Genomic DNA, 15,861 nt, shown 5'->3' on the forward strand with positions numbered 1-15,861 from the left:
GGCCGATCATGCTGACCACCTGCCCGATCTCCGACGCCGCCGCGGCCAGCCGCTCGATCTGCTCGGCGGCACCGTCCACGTCGGCCATCGCCGAGGCGGAGACGCTGGCGGCGGTGGACACCTGCCGCGCGATCTCGGCAATGGAGGCGGACAGTTCCTCCGCCGCCGCGGCCACGCCCTGGATGCGCCCGTTGGTCTCGGCCGCGGCGTCGGCGACGATCATGGAACGCGACGCTCCCGTTTCCTGGCGGCGCGCCATGCCGTCGGAGGAGGCGTGGATGTTCTGAACGGCCTCGACCACCTGGGCGATGACGGCGGCGACCTCGCGCTCGAAGCTCTCGGCCATACGCACCTGCTCGGTCACCAGTTCCCAGGTGAGCAGCGGCCCCGTGTAGTTGCCATGCCGGTCGCGAATGGCGCTGACGCGCAGCTCCGCCACCTCGTCGCCGATGCGGATTCGGGTGGTGTGGGGCAGGCGCGCCGGGTCCTTCAGGATGGTCCGGGCACCCTGCGGGTGCTTGTGGAAGATGTCGATGCTCTGGCCGGTCACGCTCTCGGCCGGCACCGGAAGATGCGCCTCCAGCCGCTTCAACAATTCCTGGCTGGCCTTGTTCACGTAGGTGATGGTGAAGTCCGGTCCTTCCGCCATCATGACATGGGCCGCCATCTGGTCGAGCATCTGGCTCTGGCGGAAGGCGGCGGCCACCGTCTGCTTCAGCCGCTCCACGGCCTGGGTCAGGCGGGCCAGCTCGCCCCGCCCCGGCACGACCTCCACCATCACGGAATCGTCGCCTTCGGCAAGGCGGGTCATGGTGCCGGCCATGCGGGCGATCGGCAGCACCAGCCCGGCGTAGAGAAGCCCGAGCGCCACCGCCAGCACGGTCAGGCCGCCGCCGACCGCCGCCGCCAGCAGCGTGGAATAATGGGCCTGGACCGTCCGTGCCTCCGCCTCCTGGGCGTTCAGATCGGCCTGTGCCAGGGTGACGATCTCGTCCACCACCCGGCGGTGCGCCTCGTAGGCGGCCGAGACGGCCGCGTAGGCTTCGGCGCGGTCGCCGCGGTTCTGGGTCACCGCCGGCACCAGCCGCTCGTTGACCGCCTTGAAGAAGGCCCGCACGTGCCCGTCCGAGGTCCGCAGCATCAACTCGCCGATCCGCCCGGACAGCCCCGCCCCGGTCCAGAACCCGTGCCGGTCGGCGTAGTCCTTCTCCAGCGTCCGCAGCCGGGCGAGGTAGGGCTGGGCGGCGGCGCCGTCCGCCTCCTTCAGCTTCGTCGCCATCAGGTAGGCTTCGATCACATAGGCCGGCGGCGGCAGGATGTCGGCGATCAGATCCTTGCCCAGCACGATCCTGTCGTACCGGGATCCGTTTATTTCCGTCTCCGACTGCGCATGGTAGAAGATCGTCGCCAAGGCGATGAAAGCCGCGGCAACCATTGCCGAAAAACCGAGCAGGAATCGGATCGCCGGCCCACCCCTCAAGATCTTCAACACCTTCGACCCTCCATTCCGATCGGCGTCGGGGGCGGTGGCCTTTACAGCGAGGCCGGCCGCCTGGAACACGGAACTCTTGTCATGGATAATGAAAGGCGTTTTTTGAGGAAAGCGTAAAGTTCGCCTCTGCGTCACATTGTGCGGCCGTGACATCGCTGCGACCGGCGCTCCCGCTGGCCCGCAGGATCGCGCGCGGACGACGAGCGGGGGTGTCGGGGGACAGCCTCCGGATGAAATCCTGTGACGCTTTTTCGGGAGACAATCAAGAAAAACCGCGCGGCTCCGGCCGGGGCCTGTCGCCGCGGCCGTTCGTGCGCGTCGCCGTCACCGATCGGACGGCGGCACGCTCCCCGGCTTCGGTGCGATGCGCAGAACGGCGCCATCGGGGCGGGCGATCTCGACGATGGTTTCGAGCCGCACGACCCGGCGGTCGAGGTCGCGCATGTCCGTGGTCAGCCGTTCCACCGCACCGGCGACGGCAACGACCTTGCCGTTCAATTCGATGGCGGTCTTCAGCCCGGCGAGGATGTCCTTGATGGCGCTCACGCCGCGGACCGGTCGAGCTGCGCGCGCGTTTCGGCGATGCTCGCCAGGGCCCTGTCGAGCGCCGAAGATGCCTCATCGTTGCTGCGCTTGAGTTCGACGGCCAGTGCCTCCAGCTCCGCGAGCAGGGCTGCCTCCTCCGGATCATAGGCATCGACCGATCGGCGGACGAACTCGCCAACCGATACGCCCGCCTGCCGTGCCTTCTGTTCGAGGGTGGCTTTTTCCGTCGGCGTCATCAGCGTGATCACGCGCTCGGTGGCGGTTTCGATCGAAGGCATCCCATCCTCCATGATCATACCCTGTGCATGATCATGGGATATCCGGGCGGGAGGCGCAAGGTCCTCCCGCCCGGCCGGGTCACGGCGCGATGCGGTTGCGCAGCACGCCCTCCTCCAGCAGGATCCGCACGGTCCAGGCGGCGTTGGAGCGCATCTCCAGAGCCGCGGCGTCGGAGTGGAAGGCGTTGTGCGGGGTGATCACCAGACGCCCCTGCAGCCACGGCTCCCGCGCGCGCCAGGCGTCGATCAGCGGGTGCGGGGCGGGCGGCTCGCTGGGCAGCACGTCGAGCCCGGCGGCGGCGATCCGGCCGCTGCGCAGCGCCGTCTCCAGCGGGTCGAGCCCGGCCAGAAGCTCGCCGCGGGCGGTGTTCACCAGGATGGCGCCGGGCTTGAAGCGCTCCAGCCGCGCGGCGTCCAGCAAGCCGCGCGTCGTCCCGTCGAGCGGGCAGTGGAAGGTGACGATGTCGGATTCGGCCAGCAGCTCGTCCAGATGCCGCACGCGGGTGTAGCCGACGGCCTTTTCGTGCCCGGCCGGCTGGTGGGGGTCGTGGCCGAGGATGCGGTAGCCGAAGGGCTTCAGCCGGTTTACCACGGCGGTGCCGATGCGCCCCACCCCCACCACCCCCACGGTGGCCTTCGAGCCGCGGTGCAGCGGCGACAGCGTGTTGGTCTGCCAGGTCGCGCCGTAGGTGCGGGAGCGGGCGTCGTGCTCCCACAGCCGGCGTTGCAGCGACAGCAGCAGCGCCACCGCGTGGTCGGCCACCTCCTCGGTGCCGTAGTCGGGGTTGTTGGCGAATGGGATGCCGACCTCGGCCAGCGCCGCCACGTCCACCTTGTCGTAGCCGACCCCGAATCGGACGACGCCGCGGCAGCGGGTCAGGTGCGGGATGATGCGCCGGGTGACCGGGGCCCCCCACACCATCAGCGCATCCACCCGGGCCAGCCGCGCCGGGTCCATGGCGTCCTCCCGCCGGGTATCGAAGAAATCCACGTCTGCCAGACCCGCAAGGATCTCGGCTTCAATTGTTGGTGGACCCATCATATGGTCGGTGATCCCGACAACGAACCGCGCCGCGGTGTCCACGCCCGTCTCCGTCACGTTCCCTTCCCCTCTCGTCTTCGTTGGTGAGTGATCCGATGCCCCGACTGTACGCGCCCGACCGGCTGACCGCGACGCTCGACGCCATCCTCCGCGCGTCCGGCAGCTCCCCCGAGGAGGCGGCGACCGTCGCCCGCAACCTGGTGGAGGCCGATGCGAAGGGCCACGCCAGCCATGGCGTTTGCCAGATCGCGGTCTACATGACCAGCCTGGAACGCGGGCATCTGACCGCCAACCGCCACGCCCGCATCCTGCGCGACGACGCGCCGTTCCTGGTGGTGGACGGCGGCTTCGGCTACGGGCAGGTCATCGCGAAGGAGGCTACGGAGCTCGCGATCGAGAGGGCGCGCCGCGGCGGCGCCTGCATCCTGGCGCTCCGCCACGCCCACCACATCGGCCGCGTCGGTGCCTACGGCGAGCAGTGCGTGGCGGCCGGGCTGGTGACGGTCTGGTTCGTCAACGTGGTCAGCCGCCCGCTGGCGGCCCCCCAGGGCGGCGCCCGGCCGCGGCTGGGCACCAACCCCATCTGCGTGGCCGTGCCCGGCACCCCCGGCCACCCGCCGATGGTCCTGGATTTCGCCACCAGCGCCATCGCCGCCAACAAGTGCCGCGTCGCGGCGTCCAAGGGGGTGGAGGTCGCCGACGGCCTGCTGATCGACCCCGACGGGCTGCCGACCCGCGATCCCGCTGTGATGTTCCGCGAGCCGACCGGCGCCATCCTGCCCTTCGGCGGACACAAGGGCTATGGGCTGGCCCTGGCCTGCGAAATTCTGGCGGGGGCCCTGGTCGCCGGGCTGCCGGCCCTGCCGGAGAATCTGCGGCCGGGCCGGGTGGTCAACAACGCGCTGGCCTTCGTGCTCGACCCCGCCCGCGTCGCCGAGACCGGGTGGGAGGCGCTGGCCGATGCGGCACTCGATTACATGGAGGGCACGCCGCCGGCGCCCGGCACCGACCGCGTGCGCATCCCCGGCGACCCGGAGCGCGAGCACGCGGCCCGCGCCGCGCGCGACGGCATTGCGCTCGATCCCGACACCGAGGCGGCGCTGCACCGCTACGGCACCGCCTTCGGGCTGGACGTGCCGGGGCTGCTGGGCGTCGAGGGTGCGGCGTGACGGTGCGGCTGCGCGCCCATCACCTGCTGTGCATGCTGACCTATGTCGGCCGGGGCTACAGCCCGGCCTTCACCGCCAATTACGACCGGGTGCTGGAGCGGCTGGCAGCGGGGGAGGAAATCGAGCTGGTCACCGGCCCCGATGACATCTGTGCGCCGCTGCTGGACGATCCCGGCGCCCATTGCCGGCTCGACCGCATCCGTGACCGCGATGAAGCGGCGGCGCTTGCGGTCGGCGCCCTGCTTGGCCGCGCGATCCCGCCGGGCGAACGGCTCGTCCCGACACCGGTGCTTGTGGCGCGGCTGCGCGCGGCCTTCCGCGACGGCACGATCCGCGCGGCCTGCGCCGGATGCGAGTGGTCGGAGCTGTGCACGGCGGTCGCCGCGGCAGACTTCGCCGGGGCGCGGCTCGACCGTTCTACGGACCGCGTTTTGCGGTTTGGCCCGTCGGCGCCCCGGTGTCCGTGACGGCGCCGCTGGTGGGGCGGACGGACGCGCGATGCCCGGGCCGACCGTCCAGGCCGGGGATGCTGACGGGCGTCGCGGCGGCATAGGCGCTGCGGTCATCAGGGTCCGGGCGCCGGACGCGCAGATCGTTGCGCACATGGTCCACGCCGGACACGGACCGCGCAATGTGCTCAGCGATGCGCCCGGCATCGCGCTCGGCGACGGTGCCGGTCAGGGCGACGTCGCCACCGGTGCCCTGAACCGTGATCCCGGCGGCGTCGAGCCGCGGGTCTTCGGTCAGGCGGTCGTGCAGGTCGTCAAGGACGCGCGCGTCGGACCGGACATGGCCGCGCGGTCCCGGGCCGCGGTGGTCGCCGTTGGGCGTCATGCGTTCCTCCCGATGTTGAAGTCCCGACGGGTGCAACAGCGCCGCCGCCGGAGTGTCCCGGCCCCTCTTGACGGACGCCCGGTCCTCACCACATCCCGACGCTGCCGGCTTGCCCCTTGCGGGTCCGGCGTCGAACCCAGGCCGCGCCCGCGCGGGCGCGGCGGTGTCCTGCATGTTGCTCCACGGAGGATGTGTGCGATGCTGACGAACGACCTTTCCGCCCGGCCCCCGATACCCGCCTGATCGCCGCGGCCGGCGACCAACCCCATCGACGACGCCCCGGAACGGCCCGATATTCGGGCTGAACACTGTCGCGCGCCCAAATAAAGGCCAGGTATTTGCAAGAATAACCGAAACAAAATCTCTTGACTGCTCGTGACGCTTCGAATAAATCACGTGTCATCGACAGCGCCGCCCCGGAGCGGGGGTGCTGGAAGACCAGACGACATTCGCTTGACGCAAGGAGTGTCCCAACATGACGTTCAAACCACTGCACGACCGCGTGCTGGTGCGCCGGGTCGAGTCCGACACCAAGACCCGCGGCGGCATCATCATCCCCGACACCGCCAAGGAAAAGCCGCAGGAAGGCGAGGTGCTGGCCGTGGGGCCGGGTGCCCGCGACGAGTCCGGCAGGCTGGTCGCCCTCGACGTGAAGCCCGGTGACCGGGTGCTGTTCGGCAAATGGTCGGGCACCGAGGTGAAGATCGACGGGGAAGACCTGCTGATCATGAAGGAGAGCGACATCCTCGGCATCATCGAGGGTGTGGCCGAGCCGGCGCGCAAGGCGGCGTAAGGGGAGGAACCGGACATGGCTGCGAAGGACGTGAAGTTCTCGGCCGCCGCGCGCGAGAAGATGCTGCGCGGTGTCGATATCCTGGCCGACGCCGTGAAGGTGACGCTGGGTCCCAAGGGCCGCAACGTCGTCATCGAGAAGTCGTTCGGGGCGCCGCGGATCACCAAGGACGGCGTGACCGTCGCCAAGGAGATCGAGCTCGCCGACAAGTTCGAGAACATGGGCGCGCAGATGGTGCGCGAGGTGGCGTCCAAGACCGCCGATCTGGCGGGCGACGGCACCACCACCGCAACCGTCCTGGCCCAGGCCATCGTGCGCGAGGGGGCCAAGTCGGTGGCGGCCGGCATGAACCCCATGGACCTGAAGCGCGGCATCGACATGGCGGTCGAGGCTGTCGTGGCCGAGCTGAAGGCCCGTTCCCGCAAGGTCACCACCAACGAGGAGATCGCCCAGGTCGGCACCATCTCCGCCAACGGCGACCGCGAGGTCGGCGCCATGCTGGCGAAGGCGATGGAGAAGGTCGGCAACGAGGGCGTCATCACGGTGGAGGAGGCGAAGAGCCTGGAGACCGAGCTGGACGTCGTCGAGGGCATGCAGTTCGACCGCGGCTACACCAGCCCCTACTTCGTCACCAACGCCGACAAGATGCAGGTGGAGCTGGAGGATCCCTACATCCTCATCCACGACAAGAAGCTGTCGGGCATCCAGTCGCTGATCCCGGTGCTGGAAACGGTGGTGCAGTCCGGCCGCCCGCTGCTGATCGTCGCCGAGGATGTCGAGGGCGAGGCGCTGGCGACGCTGGTCGTCAACAAGTTGCGCGGCGGCCTGAAGGTGGCGGCGGTGAAGGCGCCGGGCTTCGGCGACCGCCGCAAGGCCATGCTGGAGGACATCGCCATCCTCACCGGCGGGCAGGTCGTGTCGGAGGAGCTGGGCGTCAAGCTCGACAACGTCACCATCGACATGCTGGGCCGCGCCGGCAAGGTGGTCATCACCAAGGACGACACCACCATCGTCAACGGCGCCGGCGACAAGGCGGCCATCACCGCCCGCGTCGCGCAGATCAAGGTGCAGATCGAGGAGACCACCAGCGACTACGACCGCGAGAAGCTGCAGGAGCGGCTGGCGAAGCTGGCCGGCGGCGTGGCGGTGATCCGTGTCGGCGGCGCCACCGAGGTGGAGGTGAAGGAGCGCAAGGACCGCGTCGACGACGCCGTGCACGCGACCCGCGCCGCGGTGGAGGAGGGCATCCTGCCCGGCGGCGGCGTGGCGCTCGCCCGCGCCGCGGCGGCGCTGGCCGGGCTGAAGCCCGCCAACGACGACCAGCGCGTCGGCATCGACATCGTGCGCCGCGCCCTGACCGCCCCGGTTCGGCAGATCGCGACCAACGCCGGTGTCGACGGCTCCATCGTGGTCGGCAAGCTGGCCGACAGCAGCGACTACGGCTGGGGCTACGACGCCTACAAGGGCGAGTGGGTCGATCTGGTGAAGGCCGGCATCATCGACCCGGCCAAGGTGGTGCGCACCGCGCTGCAGGACGCGGCGTCGGTCGCCGGCCTGCTGATCACCACCGAGGCGATGGTGGCCCAGTTGCCTGAGAAGAAGCCCGCGGCCCCGGCACCGGGTGCCGACATGGACTACTGATCGGGTCGGACGTTGGCAATGATCGGGGCCGTGCCGGCGGGCACGGCCCCTTTTTTTGGGGCCGTCACCCGGCCCGGACCTGACGGATGAAGCGGTCGACTTCGGTGGAGAGATGTTCGCTGTCGCGGAACAGGCCATCGGCGGCGCTCAACGCCTCCTTGGCCGCACTCCCCGTGCCTTCGGCCATTTCCCGCACGCCGCTCATGGTGCGGGAAATCTCCATGGTCCCGACGGCGGCCTGCTGGACGTTGCGGGCGATCTCCCGCGTCGCGGCGTCCTGCTCCTCCACCGCGGCGGCGATGGTGGTGGAGATCTCGTTGATCTGATCGACGACCGCGGCGATCTCGCCGATGGCATCCACCGCGCCGCCGGTCGCCTGCTGCATGCCGGCGATCTGGGCGCTGATCTCCTCCGTCGCCTTGGCGGTCTGGTTGGCGAGGTTCTTCACCTCCTGCGCCACCACCGCGAAGCCCTTGCCGGCCTCGCCCGCGCGCGCCGCCTCGATCGTGGCGTTGAGGGCCAGAAGGTTGGTCTGGCTGGCGATCGAGTTGATGAGCTGGACCACGTCGCCGATGCCCTTGGCCTGCTCGGCCAGGACCTGGATGCTGCGCGAGGTCTCCCCGGCGCGGGAGGAGGCGCGCTGCGCGACATCCGTGGCCTCGCCGACGCGCCGCGAGATCTCGCCGATCGAGCTGGTCATCTGCTCGGCCGAGGCGGCAACGGTCTGCACGTTGGCGGAGGTCTGCTCGGCGGCGGCCATCACCATGGCCGCGCGCGAGCGGCCGTCCTCGGCCATCTCGGTGAGCTGGCGGGAGTTGTCCCGCATGTGGCCGGCGGCGGACGAGACCTTAGCCACCACGCCGCGGACGCTGGTCTCGAAATCGTCGGCCATCCGACGCAGGGCGTTGCGCTTCTCGACCTCCGCCTGCTCCTGCGAGCGGCGCACCTCTTCCTCCATCGCCCGGGTGCGCGCCAAGCCCTCCTTGAAGACCTGGACGGCGGCGGCCATCCGTCCGATCTCGTCGCGCCGTCCGGCCGCCGGAACCTCCACCGCGGTGTCGCCGTCGGCGAGACGGGTCATCGCGGCGGTCATCGCCACCACCGGGCGCGACACGTTGCGGCCGATGCCCCAGGCGAAGGCGATGCCCAGCAGCACCGCGGCCGGCGTCAGCCCCAGCGCCACCGTTTCGGAGAGGTCGGCGGCCTCGGTCGCGCTGGTCCGCAGCGTCGCCTGATAGGCGGAGGTGGCCTCCCGCACCGCCTTCACCATCTCGCCGGCGCGGACGCCGAGCGGCGCCATCCTCTTGTCGCGCAGCGTATCCACCTGTTCGATGCTGCGCTCCAGGTCGCCAAGACCGGCGGCGAAGCCGCGCAACATCGTGCCAACGGTGGCCACGCGCTCTGCCTGTCCGGCGGCGAGCGGCATCGCCGCCAGTTCCGTGAAGGCGGTGTTGGCGGCGTCGGTGCGCTTGTGCACGGCGCCGAAGTCGAACTCCTTGTCACCGGCCAGGATGCGGAAGATCAGGGCGCGGGTGGTCCAGACATCCTCGGCGACCTGGGCGGCCTTCGCCACGGTGCCGAGTGTACCGGCCTCCAGCTCCGCGTTGCGGATCTCCAGCAGCGCGGCGCGCAGCTTGTTGCCGGCGTCGTAGGCGATGCTCTGGCGCAGCTCCTCCCGGCGTTTGCGCGCCGCCACCGTCTCCTGGAAGGCGGCTTCGTACTGATCGATCGTTGCCAGGATCTCGTCGATCATGCGCAGCGTCGTCTCGCGCGCGACGAAGCCCCTGGCCTGTCGCAGCTCGTCCCGGGCGGTGGCGAGTTCGCTGGCCAGGGTTCGGGCGTTCGCGTCGCCACCGGAATAGGTGAAGCGCAACGAGGCCATGCGGGCCCGCAGGACGGTGGCGTCAACCCGTTGCGTCAGTTCCACCACCATGCCCTGGTTGGCGAAGGCTTCCAGCCGGTCGTTGAGCGCCGCGGCGTCGCGCCAGGCGTTCACACCGAGCACCGCCAGCAGCAGCAGCACCGTGGCGAATCCCGCGGCGATTTTCTTTCCGATGGTCAGATGGCCAAACATCCCGTTCCCCCACGCGCGGCGGGGAGGCGATCCGCCGCATTGACATACGATAATATGCCGGAGATAGGCCATTTGGTATACGAAAAATGGGCCGACTCAATAAGACGAAAGTTCCTACAACCTGAACCGGATGGTCACGGGTTGTCGGACTCGGAGTGGCAACCGCGCCTGCGTGTGGTGCGGGACACAGCGATGGACAGGGATGGCGAGCCGCGTTCGGCTACCCCTCCGGCACGTTCCTCTCCAGCTCCTCCAGCCACACGCGCGCGTTGCCGTCGGACGGTGCCCGCCAGTCGCCGCGGGGGGAGAGGGAGCCGCCGGCGGTCACCTTCGGGCCGTTGGGCATGGCGGAGCGCTTGAACTGGCTGAAACCGAAATGGCGGGCGATGAAGACCTTCAGCCAGGACCGGATCTCCGCCAGCTCGTAGGCGCGCCGCTTTTCCACCGGATAGCCGGCGGGCCAGTCGCCGCGCGCCGCGTCCTCCCAGGCGTGCAGGGCCAGGAAGGCGATCTTCGAGGGGCGGAAGCCGTAGCGCAGCGTGTAGAAGAGGTTGAAGTCCTGCAGGTCGTAGGGGCCGATCTTGGCCTCGGTGCTCTGCAGCGCCTGGTCGGCGCCGGCCGGCACCAGCTCCGGCGAGATCTCGGTCTTCAGGATGTCGTCCAGGGTGGCCGAGACCTCGGGCGTGAACTGGCCGGTGTGGCTGACCCATCGGATCAGATGCTGGATCAGCGTCTTCGGCACGCCGGCGTTGACGTTGTAGTGTGACATCTGGTCGCCGACGCCGTAGGTGCACCAGCCCAAGGCCAGCTCCGACAGGTCGCCGGTGCCGAGCACGATGCCGTCCTGCTGATTGGCGAGGCGGAACAGGTAATCCGTGCGCAGCCCCGCCTGCACATTCTCGAAGGTGACGTCGTAGACCGGCTCGCCGCGGGCGAAGGGGTGGGCCATGTCGGCCAGCATCTGGCGGGCGGCCGGGCGGATGTCCAGCTCGGACTGGGTGACGCCCAGCGCCCCCATCAGGCGGAATGCGTTGCGCTTGGTGCCCTCGCTGGTGCCGAAGCCGGGCATGGTGTAGGCGAGGATGTCCGTGCGCGGCCGGTCCAGCAGATCGAAGGCGCGGGTGGCCACGATCAGCGCCTGCGTCGAATCGAGCCCGCCCGACACGCCGATGACGATCCGCCGCACGCCGGTGGCGCGCAGCCGCTGCACGAGGCCGGCGACCTGGATGTTGTAGGCCTCGTAACAGTCCAGCTCCAGCCGCTCGCGCACCGCCGGCACGAAGGGGAAGCGCGGGACGGAGCGCAGAAGTCCCACATCCGCGTCCGGCGGATCGAGCCGGAAGGACTGCCGGCGGAAGTTGGCGGCGCCCCCCTGGCCGCGGCGGTTGTCGTCGAAGGTGCCCATGCGCAGCCGTTCCTGGCGCAGCAGGTCCAGATCGACGTCGGCGACGGCCATCTGGGCACCGGCCGGGAAGCGCGGGCTTTCCGCCAGCGTCTCTCCGTTCTCGAAGATCGACACCTGCCCGTCCCACGCCAGATCGGTGGTGGACTCCCCCGCCCCGGCGGAGGAATAGAGGTAGGCGGCGAGGCAGCGGGCGGAGTGCGCCTTGCACAGCAGCCGCCGCGTCTCCGCCTTGCCGATGGTGATGTTGCTGGCCGACAGGTTGGTCAGCACCGTCGCCCCGGCCAGCGCCGCCTCCGAGCTCGGCGGGATGGCGACCCACATGTCCTCGCAGATCTCGGTGTGGATGGTGAGGCCGGGCACGTCTTCCGCCTCGAACAGCAGATCCGGGCCGAAGGGCACCTCCTGCCCGGCGAGGCGGATGGTCGATCCGCCGGTGCCCGCACCCGAAGCGAACTGCCGGTGTTCGTAGAATTCCCGGTAGTTCGGCAGATAGACCTTGGGCACCACGCCCAGGATGCGCCCGCGCTGCACCGCCACCGCCGTGTTGTAGACGCGCAGGCCCCAGCGCAGTGGCGCCCCCACCAGCAGCAGCGTCCGCAGTTCCCGCGACCCCTCGACGATCGTGTCGACCGCCCGCTCCACCGCGTCCAGCAGCGGATCCTGCATCAGCAGGTCGTCGATGGCGTAGCCGGACAGCGCGAGTTCCGGAAAAGTCGCCACCGCCACCGCGCGCTCGTGGCAGTCGCGCGCGACGTGCAGGATTTCCTCCGCGTTCGCCTGCGGGTCTGCCAGCGTGCAGCGAATGGTGCAGGCGGCAACCCGCGCGAAGCCGTGCCGGTGAATGGAGCGGAAGGTCATGGATCAGCCCGGATCGTCAGTCTCTGCCCACAACATAGCAGAGTCCGGGCGGTTCCGGGTGGGCGGACGTCAAGCCCGCCCCGGCCACTGCGCCCACAGCTTCAGCGCGCACACCGCCAGCGGCACCGCCAGCCCCGCCCAGCACACCCAGTGCCAGATCCCGTCGCCGAGGATGGCCGATGCCAGCCCGATGAAGGACAGCACGGCCAGCGCCACCGGCATGCTCCAGACGCCGCTCATGCCCGTGTCCCCTGCGTGCCGCGGGCCGTCATCCCGGCGACCGCGCGCGCCCGCGGTCGCTTCAGCCACACCACGAAACCGGTGACGGTGACCACGCCGGTCACGATGGTGAAGAGCGCCCACAGGATCTGCAGCGGCAGCCCGCCGTAATCGCCGAAATGGAAGGGGCCGGACAGCAGCAGGGCGGTGATGTACCAGGGCGTCTCGGCCGTCTCCACCACCTTGCCGCTCTCGGCGTCGACCAACGCCACGCTGAGGATGCGTTGGGTCAGCTCGGTGTGGCCGCGCACCACGACGCTGTAATGCCGGTCGCTGGCGTAGTCGTTGCCGGGATAGGCGATGAAGGCGAGATCCATGCCGGGGAAGGCGGCGGTACCGGCCCGCGCCACCTCGTCGACGCCCACCACCGTCCCCGCCCGCGGCTCGGCGGCGTGGCGGGCGATCAGCGACGCCATCTCGGTGTTCTGCCAGTAGCCGACGATCAGCGGCGAGAAGGACAGGATGGCGCCGGTCAGCCCGACCACGAAGGCCCAGACCAGCGTCGCGACGCCGAACAGGTTGTGCAGGTCGGTGTTGGCGATGCGCGTGTTGCGCCCGAAGCGCAGGATGCCGAAGGCCAGCTTCTTCATGAAGGGGCCGTAGACCACCAGCCCGCTGACCGTGCTGACCACGAACAGCAGCCCCATGACGCCCACGAACATCTGCCCGGCGAAGCCGGCGAACAGGTCGACATGCAGCTTGAGCAGGAAACCGGTCAGCGTCTCGGTCGGCTGCTTGAGGATCTGGCTGGCGCCGGTGTAGGCGTTGAGGACCACCCAGCGCCCGCCTTCGAAATCGCGGGCGCCGGGCGGGCTCAGATAGATGTAGCGGGCCCCGCGTTCCTCCGGATCGAAGGAGACGAATTTCGGCTCCAGCGCCGGGTCCTGCCTGTGCGCCGTGGCGACCAGCGTTTCCAGCGGCAGCGGCGCCTGCCCCTCCGTGAAGGAGGTGTCCAGCTCCTCGGTGCCCATCAGGTGCTCCACCTCGTGGTGGAACACCAGGATGAGCCCGGTGACGCAGAGGATCAGAAGGTTCACCGAACAGACCAGGCTGGTCCAGCGGTGGACCCAGCGCCAGGCGCGCAGGCTCGCGGGTGTCATGCTCCTCTCCCTACCAGCGGTAGCGCAAGCCCGCCACGACGGTGCGCTGGTAGCCGTAGGCGCACCAGTCGCCGTAGTAGCAGGAGGCCACATACTCCTTGTCGAACAGGTTCTTGGCGTTCACCGACAGCTCCGCGCCGGTGAGCTTGGGCGACAGCACGCCGAGGTCGTAGGTGACCGCGGCGTCGACCAGCGTGAAGGACGGCACCGAGAAGGTGTTGGCGGTGTTCTTGGTCTCGCCGGTGAAGCGCACACCGGCGCCGAGGCCGAGCCCGGCCAGAGCGGTGCCCTGCGGCATGCGGTACATGGCCCAGCCCGACGCCTGATGGCGCGGCACGGCGGCGAGCTGGTTGCCCTCCAGCCCGCTGTTGTCCTTGGTGTATTCGGTGTCGAGATAGGTGTAGGTGCCGATCAGATCGAGATGCTCGGTCACCCCGACCTTCGCCTCCAGCTCGAAGCCGCGCGAGCGGGCCTCGCCGGTCTGCACCGACAGGCCGGGGAACACCGGGTCCGCCGTCAGCAGGTTGCTGCGGGTGATCTCGAAGACCGCCGCGGTGAACAGGCTGTTGGTGCCCGGCGGCTGGTACTTCACGCCGAGCTCGTAGAGCGTGCCTTCCTCCGGGTCGAAGGGCTTCCCGGTGGCGTCGGTGCCGGACTGCGGCACGAAGGATTCGGCGTAACTGACGTAGGGGGCGACGCCGTTCTCGAAGACGTAGGTCAGGCCGGCGCGGCCGGTGAAGGCGGTGTCGGTCTGGCGCGTCTCGCCGAAGGCGGTGGTGTAGGTGGCCTTGGCCCAGTCGTGGCGCCCGGCCAGCGTCAGCACGAAACCGTTCCAGCGGAGCTGGTCCTGCACGTAGACGCCGTACATGTGGCCGTCGACGTCGGTGCGGTAGGTGGCCGGCGGCGTGACCGAGATGCCGTAGACCGGGTTGAAGACGTCGATCGACGGCGCCAGCCCCCATCCGAAGGTGTAGTTGCCGTTGATCCGCTGGTAATCGACCCCCGTCAGCAGCGTGTGCTGCACCGGTCCGGTGGTGAAGCGCCCTTCGAGCTGGTTGTCGAAGGTGTACGAGTTCAGCGTCTCGCGCGATGTGGCGGCACCGCGGTAGAGGGTGCGGTAATCGGGTGCCAGCCCATTGGCGTACAGGCTGTCGTAGGCCAGTTCGGTGTGGATCACCCGGCCGTTGAGGCGCAGCGTCCAGGTGTCGCTGAGACGGCGGTCGAACTCGTAGCCGAGGGACGACTGGCGGCGGTCGAACTTCTCGTAGTTCGGATCGCCGTCGTAGAAGTCGACCGGGATCTTGCCCAGCGGGTTCGCCAGCACCGTGCCCTGGGGCGGCACGCCACCGTAGGAGTTCGCCTTCGGGTCATGCTGGTAGGAGGCCAGGATGGTCAGGCGGGTGTCGGCGTCGGGCTTCCAGGTGAAGGCCGGGGCGATCGCGTAGCGCTCGTTCTCGGTCAGCTTGAACTGCCCGTCTTCACTCAAGCCCACGGCGGTCAGGCGGTAGAGGAATTTTCCCTCGCCGTCGATCGGGCCGGACAGGTCGGCCGTGCCGCGCCAATGGTTGTCGGTGCCGTACTCGATCCCGACCTCGTTCTGCGCCTTCGCCGTCGGCCGCTTGCTCACCTGGTTGATCAGCCCGCCGGCCGGCGACTGCCCGTAGAGCACCGAGGACGGGCCCTTCAGCACCTCGACCCGCTCCAGCAGATAGGGATCGATCTGCGGCGAGATGTAGTAGAGCGACTGCAGCTTCATCCCGTTGAGGTAATAGTCCGCGTCGAAGCCGCGGATCTTGAGCTGGTCGTAGCGGGTTGCCACCGCACCGCGCGTCTCCGGCGTGACGCCCGCGGTGTAGCGCAGGATCTGGTTCAGGGTCTGGGCGTTCTGGTCCTCGATCTGATCGCGCGGGATGACCGAGATGGACTGCGGCGTCTCCAGGATCGGGGTGTCGGTCTTGGTGCCGGCCGTCGCCCGGTTCGCCACATAGCCCGGCACCGGCGACAGCGCCGTCTCGCCGGTGCCGGTCACCGTCACCGCCGGCAGGTCGATCGCAGCACCAGCCGGTGAGGAGCTGGTGGATTGAGCGCCGGCCGCCACGGGCACCGCCACCCCGGCCACCGCCAGCATCGCGAACGCCGTACGCCGCCGGCTTTTGCCTTGCCCGATTCGGCCCCGCCCCATTCTGCCCCGATCCATATCTCTCCAAGTCCCCTATCTGAAGTGCGAGTCATTCGCATTTTTCTTCGTCACTATCGCAACTGCACATCATTCGCAAACAAAAAGTGGTGCGTCGGCAGGGATTGACCGTTCCGCCGGTTCGGGTGTTTCCATGGGGTCGGCACACATGGA

At 69.5% G+C, this 15,861-nt stretch carries 14 protein-coding genes; 4 read left to right on the forward strand and 10 right to left on the reverse strand.

Annotation, left to right across the window (positions count from 1 at the left end):
• The 4 genes from HL658_RS31850 to HL658_RS31865 form a co-directional block, all read right to left on the reverse strand.
• On the reverse strand, positions 1-1,492 hold a 1,492-nt coding region (locus HL658_RS31850; RefSeq protein WP_180287701.1), incomplete at its 3' end, for a HAMP domain-containing protein.
• A gap of 324 nt (positions 1,493-1,816) precedes the next feature.
• On the reverse strand, positions 1,817-2,038 hold the full coding sequence (locus HL658_RS31855; RefSeq protein ID WP_180284896.1) for a hypothetical protein: 222 nt from the start codon (positions 2,036-2,038) through the stop codon (positions 1,817-1,819).
• A complete protein-coding gene (locus HL658_RS31860; protein ID WP_180284895.1) occupies positions 2,035-2,316 on the reverse strand; it encodes a plasmid mobilization protein in 282 nt (93 codons plus the stop codon). The genes HL658_RS31855 and HL658_RS31860 overlap by 4 nt, the downstream gene beginning before the upstream one ends.
• A 79-nt stretch (positions 2,317-2,395) precedes the next feature.
• A complete protein-coding gene (locus tag HL658_RS31865) occupies positions 2,396-3,415 on the reverse strand; it encodes a C-terminal binding protein (protein ID WP_343055399.1) in 1,020 nt (339 codons plus the stop codon).
• Positions 3,416-3,453: 38 nt separating this feature from the next.
• Here HL658_RS31865 and HL658_RS31870 point away from each other — a divergent pair, with 38 nt between their 5' ends.
• A complete protein-coding gene (locus tag HL658_RS31870) occupies positions 3,454-4,527 on the forward strand; it encodes a malate/lactate/ureidoglycolate dehydrogenase (RefSeq protein WP_180284894.1) in 1,074 nt (357 codons plus the stop codon).
• Positions 4,524-4,994 (forward strand): DUF1284 domain-containing protein, encoded by a 471-nt coding sequence (locus HL658_RS31875; protein WP_180284893.1) that lies wholly within the window; start codon positions 4,524-4,526, stop codon positions 4,992-4,994. The genes HL658_RS31870 and HL658_RS31875 overlap by 4 nt, the downstream gene beginning before the upstream one ends.
• Here HL658_RS31875 and HL658_RS31880 read toward each other — a convergent pair.
• A complete protein-coding gene (locus tag HL658_RS31880; protein ID WP_246338114.1) occupies positions 4,945-5,361 on the reverse strand; it encodes a BON domain-containing protein in 417 nt (138 codons plus the stop codon). The two genes, HL658_RS31875 and HL658_RS31880, sit on opposite strands and share 50 nt — an antisense overlap.
• 475 nt (positions 5,362-5,836) lie before the next feature.
• Here HL658_RS31880 and groES point away from each other — a divergent pair, with 475 nt between their 5' ends.
• Together groES and groL are read left to right on the forward strand one after the other, a co-directional pair.
• A complete protein-coding gene (gene groES / locus HL658_RS31885; RefSeq protein ID WP_180284891.1) occupies positions 5,837-6,154 on the forward strand; it encodes a co-chaperone GroES in 318 nt (105 codons plus the stop codon).
• Positions 6,155-6,169: 15 nt separating this feature from the next.
• Complete coding sequence (gene groL / locus HL658_RS31890) at positions 6,170-7,795, forward strand: chaperonin GroEL (protein ID WP_180284890.1); 1,626 nt, start codon at positions 6,170-6,172, stop codon at positions 7,793-7,795.
• Between the two features lie 64 nt (positions 7,796-7,859).
• Here the strand turns inward: groL and HL658_RS31895 are convergent, their stop codons facing one another.
• The 5 genes from HL658_RS31895 to HL658_RS31920 all read right to left on the reverse strand — a co-directional run bounded on the left by HL658_RS31895 (position 7,860) and on the right by HL658_RS31920 (position 15,693).
• Positions 7,860-9,869, reverse strand: a complete 2,010-nt coding sequence (locus tag HL658_RS31895; protein ID WP_246338116.1) for a methyl-accepting chemotaxis protein — start codon at positions 9,867-9,869, stop codon at positions 7,860-7,862.
• Positions 9,870-10,089: 220 nt separating this feature from the next.
• Positions 10,090-12,132, reverse strand: coding sequence for an NAD(+) synthase (locus tag HL658_RS31905; RefSeq protein WP_180284889.1), 2,043 nt, complete (start codon positions 12,130-12,132; stop codon positions 10,090-10,092).
• 69 nt (positions 12,133-12,201) lie between these two features.
• Positions 12,202-12,372 (reverse strand): hypothetical protein, encoded by a 171-nt coding sequence (locus tag HL658_RS31910; RefSeq protein ID WP_180284888.1) that lies wholly within the window; start codon positions 12,370-12,372, stop codon positions 12,202-12,204.
• Positions 12,369-13,511, reverse strand: coding sequence for a PepSY-associated TM helix domain-containing protein (locus HL658_RS31915; RefSeq protein WP_180284887.1), 1,143 nt, complete (start codon positions 13,509-13,511; stop codon positions 12,369-12,371). The genes HL658_RS31910 and HL658_RS31915 overlap by 4 nt, the downstream gene beginning before the upstream one ends.
• 10 nt (positions 13,512-13,521) lie before the next feature.
• Complete coding sequence (locus HL658_RS31920; RefSeq protein WP_246338118.1) at positions 13,522-15,693, reverse strand: TonB-dependent siderophore receptor; 2,172 nt, start codon at positions 15,691-15,693, stop codon at positions 13,522-13,524.
• Positions 15,694-15,861 lie beyond the last annotated feature (168 nt).

Source organism: Azospirillum oleiclasticum, assembly GCF_013423485.1.
GTDB classification, from domain to species: Bacteria; Pseudomonadota; Alphaproteobacteria; order Azospirillales; family Azospirillaceae; genus Azospirillum; species Azospirillum oleiclasticum.

Excerpts from the sequence above, each read along its gene's own strand:
- groL (WP_180284890.1), top strand. The coding sequence starts at position 6,170 with ATGGCTGCGAAGGACGTGAAGTTCTCGGCCGCCGCGCGCGAGAAGATG.
- HL658_RS31860 (WP_180284895.1), bottom strand. The coding sequence starts at position 2,316 with ATGCCTTCGATCGAAACCGCCACCGAGCGCGTGATCACGCTGATGACG.
- groES (WP_180284891.1), top strand. The coding sequence starts at position 5,837 with ATGACGTTCAAACCACTGCACGACCGCGTGCTGGTGCGCCGGGTCGAG.
- HL658_RS31905 (WP_180284889.1), bottom strand. The coding sequence starts at position 12,132 with ATGACCTTCCGCTCCATTCACCGGCACGGCTTCGCGCGGGTTGCCGCC.
- HL658_RS31870 (WP_180284894.1), top strand. The coding sequence starts at position 3,454 with ATGCCCCGACTGTACGCGCCCGACCGGCTGACCGCGACGCTCGACGCC.
- HL658_RS31880 (WP_246338114.1), bottom strand. The coding sequence starts at position 5,361 with ATGACGCCCAACGGCGACCACCGCGGCCCGGGACCGCGCGGCCATGTC.
- HL658_RS31915 (WP_180284887.1), bottom strand. The coding sequence starts at position 13,511 with ATGACACCCGCGAGCCTGCGCGCCTGGCGCTGGGTCCACCGCTGGACC.
- HL658_RS31910 (WP_180284888.1), bottom strand. The coding sequence starts at position 12,372 with ATGAGCGGCGTCTGGAGCATGCCGGTGGCGCTGGCCGTGCTGTCCTTC.
- HL658_RS31920 (WP_246338118.1), bottom strand. The coding sequence starts at position 15,693 with ATGGGGCGGGGCCGAATCGGGCAAGGCAAAAGCCGGCGGCGTACGGCG.
- HL658_RS31895 (WP_246338116.1), bottom strand. The coding sequence starts at position 9,869 with ATGTTTGGCCATCTGACCATCGGAAAGAAAATCGCCGCGGGATTCGCC.